Source organism: Chelatococcus sp. KU-N122 (assembly GCF_055391085.1).
Genome location: NZ_AP043981.1, coordinates 356368 through 373198, shown reverse-complemented (window position 1 = coordinate 373198; position 16831 = coordinate 356368). Strand labels below are relative to the sequence as shown.

Annotated in this window: 17 protein-coding genes; 2 read left to right on the top strand and 15 right to left on the bottom strand. The window is 68.1% G+C overall.

What is annotated here, in order from left to right:
* Positions 1-133: 133 nt before the first annotated feature.
* From ACZ5PO_RS01690 to ACZ5PO_RS01645, 10 genes are all read right to left on the bottom strand, one after another.
* Positions 134-763 (bottom strand): isochorismatase family protein, encoded by a 630-nt coding sequence (locus ACZ5PO_RS01690; protein WP_464189612.1) that lies wholly within the window; start codon positions 761-763, stop codon positions 134-136.
* Positions 760-1806 (bottom strand): 2,5-dihydroxypyridine 5,6-dioxygenase, encoded by a 1047-nt coding sequence (locus ACZ5PO_RS01685; protein ID WP_464189610.1) that lies wholly within the window; start codon positions 1804-1806, stop codon positions 760-762. Before ACZ5PO_RS01685 ends, ACZ5PO_RS01690 begins: the two co-directional genes overlap by 4 nt.
* Positions 1807-1841: 35 nt before the next feature.
* Positions 1842-2648: an alpha/beta fold hydrolase gene (locus ACZ5PO_RS01680; RefSeq protein ID WP_464189608.1), complete on the bottom strand. Its 807-nt coding sequence runs from the start codon at positions 2646-2648 to the stop codon at positions 1842-1844.
* An 11-nt stretch (positions 2649-2659) separates the two neighbouring features.
* Positions 2660-3415: a maleate cis-trans isomerase family protein gene (locus tag ACZ5PO_RS01675; RefSeq protein ID WP_464189605.1), complete on the bottom strand. Its 756-nt coding sequence runs from the start codon at positions 3413-3415 to the stop codon at positions 2660-2662.
* An 18-nt stretch (positions 3416-3433) separates the two neighbouring features.
* Complete coding sequence (locus tag ACZ5PO_RS01670; RefSeq protein WP_464189603.1) at positions 3434-4657, bottom strand: FAD-dependent monooxygenase; 1224 nt, start codon at positions 4655-4657, stop codon at positions 3434-3436.
* A 71-nt stretch (positions 4658-4728) separates the two neighbouring features.
* Positions 4729-5448: an ABC transporter ATP-binding protein gene (locus ACZ5PO_RS01665; protein ID WP_464189601.1), complete on the bottom strand. Its 720-nt coding sequence runs from the start codon at positions 5446-5448 to the stop codon at positions 4729-4731.
* Positions 5445-6230 carry an ABC transporter ATP-binding protein gene (locus ACZ5PO_RS01660; protein ID WP_464189599.1) on the bottom strand — a complete coding sequence of 262 codons (786 nt, stop codon included), beginning with the start codon at positions 6228-6230 and terminating at the stop codon, positions 5445-5447. The genes ACZ5PO_RS01665 and ACZ5PO_RS01660 overlap by 4 nt, the downstream gene beginning before the upstream one ends.
* A 2-nt stretch (positions 6231-6232) precedes the next feature.
* Complete coding sequence (locus ACZ5PO_RS01655; protein WP_464189597.1) at positions 6233-7195, bottom strand: branched-chain amino acid ABC transporter permease; 963 nt, start codon at positions 7193-7195, stop codon at positions 6233-6235.
* Positions 7196-7198: 3 nt separating this feature from the next.
* Positions 7199-8074 (bottom strand): branched-chain amino acid ABC transporter permease, encoded by an 876-nt coding sequence (locus tag ACZ5PO_RS01650; RefSeq protein ID WP_464189595.1) that lies wholly within the window; start codon positions 8072-8074, stop codon positions 7199-7201.
* 101 nt (positions 8075-8175) lie between these two features.
* On the bottom strand, positions 8176-9303 hold the full coding sequence (locus ACZ5PO_RS01645) for an ABC transporter substrate-binding protein (RefSeq protein WP_464189593.1): 1128 nt from the start codon (positions 9301-9303) through the stop codon (positions 8176-8178).
* Positions 9304-9730: 427 nt separating this feature from the next.
* Between ACZ5PO_RS01645 and ACZ5PO_RS01640 the strand changes: the two genes are divergently transcribed.
* Complete coding sequence (locus ACZ5PO_RS01640) at positions 9731-10540, top strand: TetR/AcrR family transcriptional regulator (protein WP_464189591.1); 810 nt, start codon at positions 9731-9733, stop codon at positions 10538-10540.
* Here the strand turns inward: ACZ5PO_RS01640 and ACZ5PO_RS01635 are convergent.
* From ACZ5PO_RS01635 to ACZ5PO_RS01615, 5 genes are all read right to left on the bottom strand, one after another.
* Positions 10514-11767, bottom strand: coding sequence for an FtsX-like permease family protein (locus ACZ5PO_RS01635; protein ID WP_464189589.1), 1254 nt, complete (start codon positions 11765-11767; stop codon positions 10514-10516). The genes ACZ5PO_RS01640 and ACZ5PO_RS01635 overlap by 27 nt on opposite strands.
* 12 nt (positions 11768-11779) lie before the next feature.
* Positions 11780-12448, bottom strand: coding sequence for an ABC transporter ATP-binding protein (locus ACZ5PO_RS01630; RefSeq protein WP_464189587.1), 669 nt, complete (start codon positions 12446-12448; stop codon positions 11780-11782).
* A 2-nt stretch (positions 12449-12450) separates the two neighbouring features.
* A complete protein-coding gene (locus ACZ5PO_RS01625; protein ID WP_464196608.1) occupies positions 12451-12855 on the bottom strand; it encodes a hypothetical protein in 405 nt (134 codons plus the stop codon).
* A 67-nt stretch (positions 12856-12922) separates the two neighbouring features.
* Positions 12923-14665, bottom strand: coding sequence for an alkaline phosphatase (locus ACZ5PO_RS01620; protein WP_464189584.1), 1743 nt, complete (start codon positions 14663-14665; stop codon positions 12923-12925).
* Between the two features lie 127 nt (positions 14666-14792).
* Complete coding sequence (locus ACZ5PO_RS01615; protein WP_464189582.1) at positions 14793-15404, bottom strand: TetR/AcrR family transcriptional regulator; 612 nt, start codon at positions 15402-15404, stop codon at positions 14793-14795.
* Positions 15405-15639: 235 nt separating this feature from the next.
* Here ACZ5PO_RS01615 and ACZ5PO_RS01610 point away from each other — a divergent pair, with 235 nt between their 5' ends.
* Entirely contained in the window at positions 15640-16815 is a 1176-nt protein-coding gene (locus ACZ5PO_RS01610) for an ABC transporter substrate-binding protein (protein WP_464189580.1), read from the top strand.
* Positions 16816-16831: the final 16 nt, after the last annotated feature.

Here is a 16831-nt window from a genome sequence, read left to right as displayed (position 1 = left end):
CGTTCGCCCGGCCGGATGATGTCATCCGGCCGGGCGAACGCCCAGGCCCAGCTGCGAATCTAAGGGAAGTAGAGCGGTATTTTGGCGCCGGGCGCAAACCGCCTGATGGCGGGCCGGTGGGGCCCGTCACTTTTCACGGCGCCAGGACGGCCTCCGCGGCAACGACGTCGGCATATTTCTGTGCCATGTCGAACAGGTTGGCCGCGTGCGGCGCCAAAGCCCGGTCGCCGACGCAGTCCTCCAGCACCACGGGGCGGAAGCCGAAGGACATGGCATCCACGACCGAGGCCCGGACGCAGCCGCTCGTGGTGCAGCCGGCTATCAGCAGGGTCGTGACCTCCTTGCGGACGAGCCAGGGTGCAAGCGCGGTGCCGAAGAAGGCCGACGGCACCGTCTTGCGCACCACCAATTCGCCCGGCAGCGGCGCGAGCTCTGCGACAATGGCGCTCTCGGGGCTGTCTTCCTTCAAGGAGAGCATCCCGGGGACCTTCAGGCAGAACACGTTTGCGTCCGCGTCGTCGTCCGCAAACACGATGCGACTGTGCGCCACCGGCCAGCGGCGCACGCGGGCATGGGCGAGGACCTGCCGGGTGCGAGCGATGGCGGCCGGAATGTTGCCGCCGCCGAACACCTCCGGGTCGGCGAAGCCGTTGACGAAGTCCACGATCAGCAGTCCCAGCCGGCCCTCGAGCCCGAGGGCGCGGCCGAAGCCCTGGCGCCGGTAGACCGCCGTGTCGGCCTCCGGGAGAGAAGCCGGGCTCATGCCGCCGCGTCCAGCGCCACGAGGGCGCCGTCGCGCACCACCTCGCGCCCGTCCACCGCCACGGTGCAGCGGCGCATGGGGATGTCGATATGGCATGCGGTGGTGCGGTTGCCGCCCGCCTCGTTGTTGGGGCCCATGGAGAACAGGAAGTTGCCCGCAAAAGCGCGCGCATCCATGCCGATCGTCTCCTCGCGATCGTAGAGGCCGAGCGTCGACCAGCGCGCCCGGTTCTGGAGGCCCCAGCCGATGTGCGAGATGGCATAGGCTTCCGGATCCTCGAAGACCGCCATGTAATCGTTGAGAAGATCGGCATCGACGCCGCCGGTGATGGACGTCACGTAACCTTTCTCCACGGCCATCTCGATCGGGGCGGACAGATAGGACTTCATCGGCAGCAGGATATCCCCGCGGTCGAGCACGACGCGTCCATGAGCCTCCCCATCGTTGGAGAAGGTCAGGCTGAAGCCGCTCGGCCAATGGTCCCAGCGGCCCGGCTCGTCCACGAAGCCGTATTCCTGGATGACCGGAAACTGGCCCATGGGCAAATGGAGGTCCGTGCCGGCCTTGGAGGTGACGTGCATCTCCCGGGCGCCGGACATGATGGCCGCTGCCTCCGCGCAGCGCGCCTTGTCGTCGAGGTTCGGCAGCAGCCGCACGAGCACCTCCGGCGGCTCGACGGCGAGCAGGATCTTGGTGCCGCTTTCAAGGATCTCCTGCTGCTCCGGGGAGAACAGCAGGGTCATGAGATCCAGCACCAGGTCGCTCTGCTTCAGCGCGGCGAGGGCGGCGCCGTTGCCGGTGAGCGGCGTTTCGCCGAGATAGGCGAGGCTGTCGCGGCTCAGGGAATGCTCGGCGTTCATCGGGGCGAGGTCGAGCCGGTTCACCGTGGCTCCCAGGTTGCCGGCGGCAATCTTCGCCGTGCGCAGCGTCTGCGCGTGGGAGTGCTCGGTGGTGAGGATGGTCACCGTTTGCTTCGGCTCGAGCTTCGACAACTTGAGCACATGGGTCCAGGCGCGGACCATATCGGCGTCGCTGACGGGCATGAGGATCTCCTCTCGGGTCTACGGGTGGAAACGGATCAGAGGGGCTCGCCCAGGAAGCCGCCGAGGGCGGCGTGGAAGCCGTCCTCGTCGTCCCAGGGGATCATGTGTCCGGCGCCATCGACGCGCCGGATGTCGATGGCCGGATTGAGGCCCCGGATCTCGTCCTCGTCGGCCGGCGTGATGACGCCGCCCCGGCCCGCCACCATGAGCAGGGTCGGGCACGTGAGGACCGGGAAGTCGGGGTGGATGTCGTCGGCGTGGAAGTCGGCGAAGGCTGTCGTGACAGCCCCCTCGTGGCACGTGTGGAGCCATTCGGCCCGCAGCGCGCGCTGTGCGTCCGTCCAGGTGGGGCAGAAGGCGCGCATGGCCTCGGCGTCGCATCCGGCCCGGGCGAGCCGGATGGACTCCACGTACCAGGAGAGGTCTGCCGGATAGGAGCGTCGGCCCGGCCCCGAGACCGGGGGATCCACCAGCACCAGGCGGCTGGCCCGCGCCCCGTGGCGCGCCTGCGCCCGCAACGCGATGCGCGCGCCCATGGAATGGCCGGCGAGGATATGGTCCCTCAGGCCGAGCGCCTCTGCGACGGCCACCGCGTCCCGCGCCATGGCCTCCAGCGAATAGTCGAGGCCGTCGCCGCTGTCGGAGAGGCCGCGGCCGCGGATGTCGAGGACATAGGTGTCGAAGACGCGGCCGAGACGCTCGCCCACGAAGGCCCACGTCACGGCCGGGCTGGTGATGCCGGGCAGCAGGAGCAACGGCCGGCCCCGGCCGCCGAAGCGCAGATAATGCTGGCGGATGCCGTTGGCGCCTACGTTCGCACCGTAGAGGAAGGTTGTGGCCATCTGCACCTCCCTCAGTACGCGCCGGACAGCAGGGCGCCGGCGCCGGGCACGAAGGCGGGCAGGGCGAGCGCCTTCAGCATGGCGTAGGTGGTGGCGACCGCCGCGGTGACGACCGGCTTGACGGTGCGGGCCTCCACCTCCGCAATGGCCCGCAGGGAGGGCATCTGAACACAGGCCGACAGCACGATGGCGTCCGCATCGGCGAGGTCCAGCCCGCTGACGATGCTCGGCAGCTGGGCCGGATCGTGGCGGCCGACCTCCAGGTTATCGGGGATCTCCAGGGCGCGGAAATCCTTCACCGTCACCCCTTCGTCGGTGATGTAGTCCACCACGAGCTGGGTCAGGGGCCGCATGTAAGGCGCCACCACCACGACCTGCTTCGCCCCGATCACGTGGAGGGCGTCCACCAGCGCGCCGGCGCTGGTGATCACCGGCGCCGGCGCGCCGTTCTCGATCGTGCGCGCGTGGAGGCGCTCCTGGGAAACGCGGTGGTAGGACTTGCCCATGCTCATGATGGCCACGAGGCAGGCGTAGCCGAGGACGTCCACCCGGGCGTCGCTCAGTTCCAGGGCGCAGCGGTCGGACTCGCCGTCCATGGCGGCGAGCTCCTCCTTCTTCACCGTCTTCATGCGCATGCGGCTGGAATGGAAGGTGAAGCGCGTGCCGTGCGCCCGGGCGTGCGCCTCGAACATCGCCGGGATCTCGGTCTCCATGGTGGTGTTGGAGCTCGGGACGATCTGCCCGATGCGGTAGATCTTGCTTGTCATGGTCACGCCTCGATGGCTTCAGGCAACAAGGCGCGACGGCGCCGGCTCCGACGCGGCCTCGAACTTGCGCGCGTCGTACGCGTAGACCCAGTTGGCTTGGATGCCGCTGGACTGAGGGTTGAGGAGGCCGCGCACCCAGTAGAGGAAGTCGCGCTTGGCCTGGGCCACGGCGGAGGGGAGGTGGTAGGTCCGCCCCCGCTCCCGCGCTTCGAGCTGCACCCGGCTGGTGCGCGGCAGTCGCTCCGCCTCATAGGCTTTGAGGACGGTGGCCAACTCGTCATGGCGGGCGAGCGCAGCCGCCAGCACGTAGGCGTCCTCGATGGCCATGGCTGCGCCCTGCGAGAGGAACGGCAGCATCGGATGGGCGGCGTCGCCCAGGAGCGTGACCCGGCCCTTCGACCATCCGGCCATGGGATCGCGATCGAACAGGCCCCATTTGAAGACGTCGGTGACCTGGCTGAACAGCCTCTCCACATTCGGGTGCCAGCCACGGAAGGCGTCGAGCATCTCGTCGCGGCTGCTCGGCGCGTTCCAGGATTCCTCCACCCACCGCGCCGTCTCCGCGACGGCGACGATGTTCACCGCCCTGCCGCCCTGCACGTAGTAGGTCACGACGTGGCTTCGCGGTCCCATCCAGAACGAGGCATCCGGGCTCACGTAGTCCACGACGCCGTCGACCGGGACGAGCGCGCGGTAGCACATGTGGCCGGTGAAACGGGGTGCCTCGGGCCCGAACAAGGCGGTGCGCACCGCCGAGCGTACGCCATCAGCCCCGACGATGAGATCGGCCTCGAAGGCGGACCCGTCGCTGAACTCCGCCACCGCCGCGTCCTTGGCCTGGCGCACGGTCGTGCACGTCGCGCCGAACGTGGCCAGGTCCTCCGGCACCAGCGAGGCAAGGATGCCGTGCAGGTCGGCGCGGTGGATGTGGATGAACGGGGCGTCGTAGAGCGTGGGGCACACCGCCTTCAGCGGCGTGCGGAAAGTCTCGCGGCCGGAGCGCCAGTTGCGGCCGACGATGGCCTCCGGCAGGAAGCCGGCGGCCATCATCCTGTCGAGCAGGCCAAGGGCCTTCATGACCTTCACGGCGTTGGGGGTCATCTGGATGCCGGCGCCCACCTCGCCGAATGCCGTGGCACGCTCGAACAGGTGCACCTCGAAGCCACGGCCCAGCAGGTTCGCCGCCAGGCCGACGCCGCCGATGCCGCCGCCGATGATGCCGATCCTCTTTCGCCTTCTCACATCGTTTCTCCAGATATTAATTGTTCATTCATTTAAATAAGGCGCGAAATCCATGCCGCTGACGGTGCGCCTCATCCGCCGAGATAGGCGCGCAGCAGCTCCGGATCGCCCCTCAGCTCGGCGGCGGGTCCGGCGGCCTTGGTGCGGCCGGTCTCCACCACATAGGCCCGCGAGGCGACGTCGAGGGCATTGTAGATGTTCTGCTCGACCAGCAGGACGGTGACCCCGTGGGCGTTGATGGAGCGCACCACCTCGAACACCTCGTCGGCCATCTTGGGGCTGAGGCCGAGGCTCGGCTCGTCGAGCATCAGCAGGCGCGGCTCCGACGCGAGGGCACGGGCGATGGCGAGCATCTGCTGCTCGCCGCCCGAGAGCGTGCCGGCGAGCTGGCGCGCGCGCTCCCGCAGGCGCGGAAACCGGTGGAATGCCATGCCGACACGCTGCTCCCGTTCGGCGCGGGAGGTGCACAGAAAGGCGCCCAGGCTGAGATTTTCCTCGACCGTCATGGCGGGCCAGACATGCCGCTCCTCCGGGCAATGGGCAATGCCGGCGGCGACGATCCGATCCGGGGACAGGTTGGCGATGCTGTTCCCCTCGAAGCGGATGGCGCCTGAGCGCAGCTTGAGGAGGCCGGAGATGGCGCGCAGGGTGGTGCTCTTGCCTGCACCGTTGGCGCCGATGAGGGCAACCGTTTCGCCCTTGTAAACCTCGAACGAGACGCCGTGGAGCGCCGCCGTGGCGCCATAGCAGACATGGATCTGCTCGACTGCGAGGACCGGGGGGCCGCTCATGCTGCGGCCTTTCCGAGATAGGCTTCCACTACGCTGGGGTTCGCCCGCACCTCCTCGGGCCGCCCCTCCGCCAGCTTCTGCCCGAAGTTGAGCACGACGAGCCGGTCGCAGGTGGCCATGACCAGGCTCATGTTGTGCTCGACCAGCAGCAGGGCGTTCACGGCGGTGCCGACGAGCCGCTTCAGCGCCTCGCCGAACTGGCCGGCCTCATGGCTGTTGAGACCGGCCGCGGGCTCGTCGAGCAGCAGGGCTTCGGGCTTGGCCGCGAGCGCCACGGCGACCTCCAGCAGCCGCAACTCGCCACAGGACAGCAGGTGAGCCGGGGCATCGGCCCGGCGGGTGAGGCCGAGGGTGTCGACGATGTGCGCTGCGCTGTCGGCGATCCGCGCCTCCGTGCGGCGCGTGCGCGGACCCGGCAGGAAGGTTCCGAGCAGAGACTGCCGGCCCTGCATGTAATGGCCGGTGAGGACATTCTCGAACACCGTCAGCTTCTTCATGACGGAGGTCTTCTGGAACGAGCGCACAAGGCCGAGCCGGGCGATCCGGTGGGGCTGGCGGCCGGTGATGTCGTGACCCTTGAAGTGGATCCGCCCGGAGGTCGGCGGGCAGAACCCGGTGACCATGTTGAAGCAGGTGGTCTTCCCCGCCCCGTTGGGGCCGATGAGGCCGACGATCTCGCCGGGCATCAGCCGGAAGGAGAAATCCCGCACGGCGGTGAGGCCGCCGAACACCCGGGTGAGGCGGTCCGCCTCCAGGAGGGGCTTCGCTGTGGCATCCGTCATTGTTACAGGGTCCCTTGGTCGACGGAGATCGGGCGCGCTGGCGCGCGGGCGCCGCCAGAGCCCTGGAGCTTGCGCAGCAGGCTGATGATCCCGTTGGGTAGGAAGAGAACGACGGCCATGACGATGAGGCCGAACAGGGTGAGGCGCAGCTCCTGCGCATCGCGCAGGTATTCGTCGAGCAAAGTGACAATGGTTGCGCCGATGATCGGCCCGATGAGCGTGCCCTTACCGCCGATCAGCACCATGATGATCATGCTCGCCATGAAGCTGAACTGGAAGACGTCGGGGCCGACGAAGGTGATGTAGTGGGCGTAGAAGCCGCCGGCGAGGCCGGCGAGGAACGCGCCCAGCACGAACGCCAGCATGGCCGCGGCGAACGGATCGATGCCGATGGATTGAGCCACGAACCGGCTTTCGCGCACGGCGACGGCGCCGCGTCCGGCATTGGAGTGGACGAAGCGGTAGCACAGGTAGAGCGAGACCGATGCGATGGCGAGGATGACATAAAAGAGCTGGCGCTTGTCGACGAGCCCGTCCTGCGGGATGCCGGCGAGGCCCATGGGGCCGTTGGTGACGGCGATCCAGTTGTTCGCCACCAGCCTCAGCACCTCGGCGAAGGACAGGGTGACGATGACGAAATAGGGCCCCTTCAAGCGGAGCGTGACCGTGCCGATAAAGGCGCCCGCGAGGGCGGCGAGCACGCCTGCGGCGGGGATGGTCGCCCACATGGGCCAGCCGGCGCTCTGCGCCAGCAGGGCGGCGCCGTAGGCGCCGGTGCCGAGAAAGGCGGTGTGCCCGAGGGAGAACTCGCCGACGTAGCCGACCACGAGGTTGAGGCTGCTGGCGAGCACCGCATAGAAGAGGACGAGGATGGCGATGTGCAGCACGTACGGGTCGTGGACCACGAACGGGAACACGATCGCTGCCGCCAGCAGCGAGAGCAGGACGCGGAAATCGAAGCTCATGGCTCAGGCCCTTTCCGCAGCGGCGGTTGCAAACAGGCCCTGGGGGCGGAACACCAGGATCAGGATCACGAGGACGAAGCCGATCACGTCGACCATGCCGGTCGCGACGTAGCCGCCCCACAGGGACTCGGCGACGCCGAGCAACAGGCCGCCGGCGACAGCCCCGGGGAAGCTGCCCAGTCCGCCGAGGATGACGACCACGAAGCTCTTGAGGCTGACGAGCCCGCCGATGCCGGCCTGCGCCGAGTAGATGGAGGCGAGGAGCATGCCCGAAAGCGCCGCCAGGGTGCAGCCCAGCGCGAAGGTGGCCGCATGGACATGCGCCACCCGGATGCCGGCGAGGCTTGCGGCCATGGGATCCTGGAAGGTCGCCCGCATGGCCTGGCCGAGCCGGGTGTGCCGGATCAGGGCGTGGGTCGCCACGATGAGCGCGATGCCCACGGCCACGGCGATCAGGCGCAGCTTGGTGATGAACACGGGGCCGATGAGGATGGCGCCTTCGGGGACGGCTCCGGCGACCTTCAGCGGCGCGGGGCCGACCACCAGCAGGGTGACGTTGGCCAGGAAGATGGACAGGCCGATGGTGAACAGAATCCCCGGCTCCTCGCCCTCGCCGCGCAATCGCTCGATGAGAAAGCGGTCGACGAGCAGCCCGAACGTGGCCATCGCCGCGCCGACCAGCACCGCGGCCAGAAAGAAGTTGAGGCCGAGGTGCGTGGTGAAGAGCCAGCCGAGCACGCCGCCCAGCATGTACATTTCACCGTGGGCGAAGTTGACCACACGCATGAGGCCGAAGATGAGCGTGAGCCCGAGCGCCGACAGCGCGTAGAACGAGCCATTGATCAGCCCGTTGATGAGAAACTGGAGGAACAAGTCCATGGAATGGTCCCGGAAGTGGCGGATGGCGGCCCTCGGGTGCCTCGGGCGCTCCGGCGAATGAAGGGTGGCCGGGGACGGCAAGCGGCGGCCGAATCGGCGGCTTACTGCGGGGCGGCCACCGGGGCGGTCGAGATGACCTTGGGCTCCTTGCCCTCGATCCTCACCAGCGCCGTCTCGAAGCCGTAGGCTTGGCCTTTGTCGGTGAACTTGTAGGTGCCGTTGGGGGCGGCATAGTCGGTCTGGCGCAGCGCCCCCCGGATCGCCTCCGGATCGGTGCCGCCGGCGCGGGCGATGGCGGCGGCCATGATGTTGACGGCGTTGTAGCCAGCCGCCCCGTACTTCCCGGGCCGAGCGCCGTATTGCGCCTCGTAGGCCTTCACGAACGCGGTGTTGCGCGGTGTATCGAGGCTCGCAACATATGGAACGGCCGCGTAGAGTCCTTCGGCGGCGTCACCGGCCAGGTTGATGAAGTCGGCCGTTGCCCAGGAGCCGACGCCGAACACCTTGGCGGTGAGCCCTAGCTCTTTGATCTGCTTCGCCAGGATGGAGCCGTCCTGGGTCTCGGCTGCAACGACGATGCCGTCGGGGCGGGCGGCGCGGATCTTGGTGAGCAGCGTATAGAAGTCGGTGGTGCCGTGATCGAAGTACTCCACCCCGACCGACTTCACGCCGCGGGCTGAGAGATCGCGGCCGAATTCCTCCGCGGCGCCGCGGCCCCAGTCGTCGTTCACGCCGATGTAGGCGACGGTCTTCAGCTTGAGGTCGTCGGCGAGAATGCCGGAGAAGGCCTTGGCCAGCAGAGCGTCCGTCTCCGCGGCGCGGAAGAAGTAGGGGTTGCCCTGCTCGGTCAGGTCCGCTTTCGAGGACACCCCGGTCAGGAGCGGGACCTTGTACTTCGCCGCCATCGGCATGATGGCGGCCGTTGCCGAGCTGCAGAAGGCGCCGATGAGGGCGACGACCTTGTCTCGCTGCACCAGCTTCTCAACCGCGTTCACGGTGTTTGCCGGCTTGCATTGCCCGTCCTCGATGATGAGGTGCAACGGCTTGCCGAGCACGCCGCCGGCCTTGTTGATGTCCTGCAGCGCGAGCTTGGCTCCCTCCACCACGGACTTGCCGTTGTAGGCGACCGAGCCGGTGACGGGCTCGACCAGCCCGATGCGGATCTCGTCCTCCGCCATGGCGCGTCCCGCCAATCCGACCAGGACAATTCCGAGCAGCGCGGCTTTCATGGGTCCCTCCCTGTCGCGCCGATGCGCCGGCGCGTCTTGCATTCCCTCGCTCGGGCCCGCTGCGCGGGATCGGCGATTGAATTTATTAAACGACCAATTAATTAAGCGCATCATACGTGCGGCTCCGTTTGCGAGTCAATTCCATGATTGAGGGAAGGTGGCCGATGCCGATCAACGCAATTCACGTGCCATTTGGGTCGGGGGCCGGTCTGTGGCACTTTCCCGCCCAGGCCAGGAGGAGCTCACCACGCGGCGCCGCCGCTCGCGCGTCGGGGGGCTCGGCCCGGCTCTCCTGCCGAATTTGCGGGCAAGCCGTGCTCGACATCTCATCATCGGTGGAGCTTCCCTTGCTACCTCACGCAGCAGAAGCTCCGTTCGGGCGCCCAAGGCTCTCGGATGGAGCAAGACGTGGACAGAAGGTCCCACGATGAGCGAACGCATGGCACCATCCAGCCCAACCGTCGCCGGCGTGGCGAAGAAGGCGGCGGTCCGCAGAAAGAAGCGGGCGGGGCCCGGACGGCCCGAGGGCGTGAGCACCATCCGCGACGATATCCTGGACGCCGCCGAGGTGGAGTTTGCCAACCAGGGCTACGCCGGGACGAGCCTGCGCTCGGTGGCCGAGCGGGCGCAGGTGACCCAGGCTCTCATCAACTACTATTTCGGATCCAAGGACGGCCTGTTTCGGGAAACGTTCCTGCGCCGCGGCTCTGAGATCGCCCGGGAGCGGGTGCGGCGCCTCGAGGCGCTCCAGGCGGGCACGGAGCGGCCGCAGCTGCGCGACATCCTGAACGCCTTTCTCATGCCTGCCCTCGCCATGCGCGAGACGCCCGGGGGGCGCACGTTCATGCGCCTGCATGCCCGCCTCCATACCGAGCCGCCGGAGATCTCGTACGAGCTCCGCAGCGTCGCCTATGACGATTCGACACGCATGTTCGCGGAAGCTTTGCAGGAGGCGCTCCCAAGCCTCTCGACAGCGGACGCCTATTGGCGGCTGACCCTCATGGTGGGCGCCTATCTCTATGCCTTTTCGGATACCCATCGGCTCGAGGTGCTCGCGCCGGGCATCTGCAACCCGGCCGACCCGGAGGAGATCCTGGGCGCCATCACGAGCTTTGTGACCGGCGGCATGCTCGCGCCCAACGCCGCCCAGCCTGCCCAGGTCGCCGAGCCGCGCCCAAAAGCGCCGCGAGGCCGTCAAGCCGGCGCCCCGTCAGCTCCTGAGCGCCGCGGCCGGTGACTGGCGGTAGGCGAGCAGGGCCGGCACGACGGCGGCCAAGGCGCCGAGACCAAGGAGGACAGCCAGCCCCGCCGCGTCCTGGGCCGCGAAGGCGACCGGCAGCGCGACGCCGCTCGTCGCCGTGATGGTGGCCGAGAGCAGGCGGGCCACGCCATAGCCGACGGCGAAGCCGGCCATGACGCCCGCGGCGAGGATCGCGAACGCTTCGAGCCAGACGACGAGCACGATGATCTCGCGGCGGGCCCCGAAGGCGCGCAGCGCCCCGATCTGGCGGCGCCGCTGCAGCACGTGCAGCAGCACCACGAGCAGGATGGCCGCGGCGACCAGCGCCTGGGCGCCCCAGGCGACCAGCGACAGCACGGTGCGGGCATCGCCGAGCGTCGCGTAGAGGCGCGTCAGCACCTCGCCGGGAAAGACCGCGAGGCTGCGCTCCGTCCGCCACTCCTGGCGGAGCTTGTAGGCGTCGGCAATGGTGCGCGGCTTGACCACGATGGCCGGCAGGCCCGGCGCGTCGGGGGCGGTCAAGGCCGCCGGATCGATCGGCGCGTCGAAGTGGACAGGAGGCGGCGGGCCGTCGGCGGCCCGGTCCGTCGCGGCGGCGTGGCCATCGTGGCCGGCGGCGTCCGGCCCATGCGCGTGGATGCGCCATACCGCCTCGATCGGCACCAGCACGGCGCGGTCCCACGGCGTCCCGGTGGGGCGCAGGCGGCCCACCACCCTGTAGGTGATGCCCTGGTGAACGCTCGCCGGCCAGTGGCTCTCGCCGTGCATGGGGCGGATCGTGTCGCCGATCGCCAGGTCCACGTCGGCACCGACGATGGCTTCGCCGAGCCTGGCGAAGGCTCTCCCGTCGCCGAGCCCGCCGATGCCGTCCACCAGGGACTGGGTGGTGCCCACGATCGGATAGCGGCCCGCGAAGTCGCCGAAGCCGACCGGAGCCGCCCAGGCGACCCGGGGATCGCCGAGCAGGGCGGTGAGCACCCGGCCGGGCAGCAGCGGCAGCGGCGCGGCCTGCAGGAAGACCGACGACAGAATGAGCTGCGTCTCGCTGCCCGGCGCGCCGACGACGAGATCGAAGGCCGCCGCTGCCCGCGCGCTGCCGAGCCGCAGCGCGCGCTCCTGCAAGGTCACGACCACGCCCAGCGCCGTCGCGAGCGCAATCAGCAGCGCGATGGCCGCCGCCCCGAGCCAGTGCCGCCGCAGGTCCGCCGCTATCAGCCGGAACATCGGGCGCGTCCCTCAGGGTTGGACAAGGCGGCCCGCGTCCAGCCGGAGCACGCGGCCGAAACGGCGGAGGAACAAGGGGTCGTGGGTCGCGACGATCAGCGTGGCGCCCACATCGCGCGCCAGCTCGGTCAGCAGGTCGGCCACGGCCGCGCCCGCCTCCGCATCGAGGCTCGCGGTCGGCTCGTCGGCGACGAGGATGCCGGGCCGCGCCACCAGCGCCCGGGCGACGGCCACACGCTGCATCTGGCCGCGCGACAGGGTGTCGACCGCCTGGTCGAGGCGCTCGATGCCTACCCGCGCCAGCAGGCGCTCGGCGTTGGCGCGCAGCCCGGCCGGAAGGCGTAAGTGCGCCAGCCGCTGAGGCAGCAGCACGTTGTCGAGCGCCGACAGGCCAGCCAGCAGGTGGAACTCCTGCATGACCAGCCCCACGTGGGCGGCACGCCAACGGTCGCGCGCGCTTTCCGTCAGCGACGACACATCGGTGTCGTCCCAGCGCACGGCGCCGGCGCCGGCCCGTTCCAGGCCGGTCAGCAGGTTGAGCAAGGTGGTCTTGCCCGATCCGGAGGGGCCGGTGACGGCGACGTGGGCGGCGGCGGCGAGGTCGAGGGAGGGGATCGACAGCGCCGGCCGGCCCAGCCCGGCAAAGCGCATGTCCAGATTGCTGACGCGCAGCGCAGGCACCGTCACGCCTGCCGGAAGCTTGCACCGACGAGCCGCAGCAGACTGACGAATCCCGTCTCCGGGTCGGTCCAGGAACCGACCTCCAGTCGCCCGGTGACCTGGATCAGGGCATTGGCCAGCTCGAAGGTCCGCCGCTCCTCGAGATAGATGACGACGATGTTGTCCGGCCAGTCGGCGTCCGACGAGCAGAACGGGCAGATCGACATCGGGATCTCGGTGAGGACGAAGAAGTTGGCCTCGGCCTTCAGCGGCGGCGCGATGAAGCCGCGCATGGTGACGCTGCGGCCCGCCAGCCCCTTGACCTTGTCGGAGAAGGCGAGGCCGAGCGGGCTCACCTTGCCGTAGAGCTCGTCGAAATCGAGCGTCGCTCCGCCGGCCCATGCCGGCGCGAGCGTCGCGGCCAGCATGGCGGCCGCGACGCCGTGCACGAGTTGCCGCCGCGAGATCGCCGGGTGCCGCACGGGGTGGCGCGCGTCAGTCTCGGGCGGGCGCGAGCGCCATGGCGTCGACCAAGATGCGGTAGACGTCGCTTTCCTCCATATAGCCCTTGAAGGCATCGGAGCCGGGCCCCGTCGCCTGCAGAATGACATCGTCCACGGCGTGCACGGCGGATTCAGCCTCGCGCGGCAGGTTGCCGATGCGCAGCACGGCGCCGGGCACGTCCTTGTAGGCCTCGTTGGCGACGTACTCCTGCTTGCCCTTGGCGACGGTGGGCTCGAAGGGGCCGTCCAGCTTCGGCCGGAAGGTCTCATAATAGTCGGGGAAGTCGGCGGCGAACATCGCCAGCCGCCGGCTCACGTCGATCCGGTCGGGATAGCCGTCGCCGTCCTTGTCCTCGTAGTTGGGAAAGCCCGCGGCCGCGTAGACACCGACCTTCTCGCGCATGTCGGTGCCGGGCTTGTCGTCGTCGATGGTGCCGATCAGCGACACGCCGTGGGTGTGGTCGGAGGTGACGATGACCAGGGTGTCCGGGTTCTTCCGGGCGAACTCGAGCCCGAGCCCGACCGCCTTGTCGAACTCGATGGTGTCGAACACGGCGCGCTCCCAGTCCATCGGATGGGACTGCTTGTCGATCAGGGCGCCCTCGACCATCAGGAAGAAGCCGTCCGGGTTCTTCGACAGCTGGTCGAGCGCAGCCTTGGTCATGTCGACCAGCCCCGGCTGGTTGGGGAACTTCGGCACGGTGCCCTTCTTCAGGAACTCCCGGTCGAGGACGGTGTCCATGTTGCCGGTGTGGAACAGGCCCAGGATTTTGCCGGTGTTGGTGCCGGAGGCGGCGGCGAGCTCGGCCTTGTCGGTGGCGAGCGCGTAGCCGTCGTCGCGGAAGGCCGTGATCAGGTCCTTGTCGTCCTTGCGCTTGGAGCCCGGTGTGCCCTTGGGCAGGAAATAGGCCGAGCCGCCGCCCAGGATGATCTCGGGCTTGGTGTCGAGGAACATGGCTGCGATTTCGGGCTTGTCGGCCCGCAGCCGGGTGTGGGCGATGACGGCGGCCGGCGTCGCATCCTCGATCTCGGCGCCCGAGACGACGCCGATGGATTTCTTGGTCACCCGGCGCAGCGCCTCGGCGATGTTCTCGACCTTGGGATCGTCCAGGCTGTTCTTGGTGCGGTCGGCGTAGACGCCCAGCGCATTCACCGCCGTCTTGTGCCCTGTCATGTAGGCCGACATGGAATTGGCGCTGTCGGTGCTGATGGAGTTCGTCGCCGACGTGCCGATGAAGGCCATGCGGTCGAGGCCGTCCATGTTCAGGTGGCCGTTGGCCTTGCCCTCGGTCATGCCCTTCGACATCAGCCGGGCGGCGGTGCGATGGGCGACCGAGAGGCCGTCGCCCAGGAAGAAGATGACGTTCTTGGCCTTGGGCGTCGCCTGGGTGGCGTAGACGTTCCAGGTCACCGTCTTGCTGTCGCCGTCGGCCGCCGCTTCGATCTTGTAGGATCCGGGCTGGCCGATCTGGGCGGCGCGGATACGCACGGCGGAGGCGTCGACGCCCTCTTCCTTCTCGATGAACTCGACGTCCTTGCCGAGAACCTCGCGCGCCGGCTTGCCGTTGATGGTCACCTTGACGTCGTCCGGCTTGACCACCTTGTCGAACTCGACCTTGAGGTCGAAGGGCGACCGCACCAGGATGTCGGCCCGGTCCAGGGGATAGATGGTCGCCGCCTCGGCGGCCGAGACGAGACAGGTCGTGACGGTGAGAACCGTGATCAGGCCACGCATTGGGTTTCTCGCACGGAAGCGGGGAGCCTGACTGCTAGGCTTGGGAAATGTCACTCTGATGACGGGACCGGCGAGGCCCGTGGCTGGCGCGTCGATGAACCGCGGCACGATTGCGGGCGCCCCCGTCTCAGCCGAGCCTGGCGAGCGTGTCCTGCGAGGGATTGCAGCATAGCAGGCCCTCGACGGTGTCGAGCAGATTGCTGTGCGCGAACGGCTTGCCCCACACCTCCAGCCAGCGGTTGGGCCGCTCGACCGCCGCCTCCCGCGTCGCCGCCACCGAGAACAGGTAGTCCATTGCCAACAGCAGCCTCGCTCTCAGCACGTCGGGCGGCACGTGCGTGATCAAGCGCCTCAGGTGCGAAAGGCATCGGCGCGTGCCGCTGTCGGCGCCGTCGCCCAGGGCGGACAGCAACAACCCCCGGTCTTGCTGGTAGACGGCGTTCAAGAGCCGCAAGGCATAACGGCCTGCAGAGTTGGTCTCCTTCGCCGGCGCCGACATATCGGCCAATATCGTGATGATGTCGCGCACGGAGATCGGGCGCCCCATCGCCTCCAGCAGATCCAGTTGCCTGTTCCTGTCGACTTCGATGATGGCGGATGCGTCCCTGATCAATTCGACGATCAGCTCTTCCTTCGAGCCGAAATGATAGTTCACGGAGCCGGCGTTCTTCAATCCGCATACGTTGGCCAGCTCCCGCGTCGACACCGCCTCTATTCCCCTGGCTGCGAACAGCGCCAATGCCGCGCTCTTGATCCGGGCTCTGCTCTTGACCTTGCCGGCATGAGCCGTCGCTCCATGGTCGATCACTGCACTGACCCCGTCTGTTCGAAGGCGACCAGGCACGTGCCTCGTCGCATGCATGGCGCGAGGGCGTCCGCGCCGTTTGACAAATTTGAACGCCGCTTTAATTCTAGCGCACAACGGCGGTGCCGACATAGTCCAAAACAACTCAAGAAAGGGATGGAACACGGTGATGCGTTTATCCGCAGCGACGGCGCTGGTCCTGACCGGCATGCTCGGGGCGACGGCCGCAGGCGCGCAGACGCCGGGCGTGACCGCCGGCGAGATCAGGGTCGGCCAGACGATGCCTTACTCCGGCCCGGTTTCGGCCTACGGCGTGATCGGCAGGGCGCACGATGCGTACTTCAACATGATCAACGACGCCGGCGGCATCAACGGCCGGAAGATCAAGTTTCTCTCGCTCGACGATGCCTATAGCCCGCCGCGTACGGTCGAGCAGACGCGCAAGCTCGTCGAACAGGACGAAGTCGCGCTGATTTTTGGCAGCCTCGGCACCCCGACCGGGCTTGCCGTACGCAAGTACCTCAACGGTAAGCAAATCCCCCAGATCCTGCTGGGCTCGGGGGCTACCGTGTTCGCCGATCCCGCGAACTTTCCCATGACCATGGGCTGGCAGCCCAACTCGCGGGACGAGGCGGCCGCCTACGCGCGGCGCATACTCGAATTGCAGCCCGGCGAGAAGATCGCCCTCATGTACGCCAAGGACGATTCCGGCAAGGACTTTGCCGATGGGTTCAAGGCCGCTCTGGGCACCAAGCTGCCGCTGCTGGTGGGAGAGGCCACCTATGAAACAGCCGATGCGACGGTCGATTCCCAGATCGTCAGGTTGAAGGCCTCCGGCGCCACGGCATTTTTCTTCCATGCCACACCGAAATTCGGTGCCCAGATCATCCGGGCTGCCTACGACACCGGGTGGAAGCCGCAGACCTATGTGGCCAATACCGCCAGCAGCATTGCGGGCGCCATCGAGCCTGCGGGCTTCGACAAGGCGCAAGGACTCATATCGTCGGCGTTTCTCAAAGACGCCAACGACCCGCAATGGAGCGAAGATCCGGACATGAAGGCTTTTCGCGCCTGGATGGCCAAATATAATCCGCGTGCGGACGAGAATGATTATCTGAATGTGCTCGGATATGCTCAGGCGGCAACTCTGGCAAAAATCATCGAGCTCTGTGGAGACGATCTTTCGCGCCGGAACATCATGGCCAAAGCGGCGAGCATGGACTTCGTGGTTCCGCTGTTGCTCCCAGGTGTCCGCCTCAAGACCGCTCCCGACGACTACCGGCCGATGAAGAAGCTTCGCCTCGTCAAGCTCGAGGGCAAGCGTTGGCATCTCATGCCGGAGTAGCCACCGGATGGGGGGA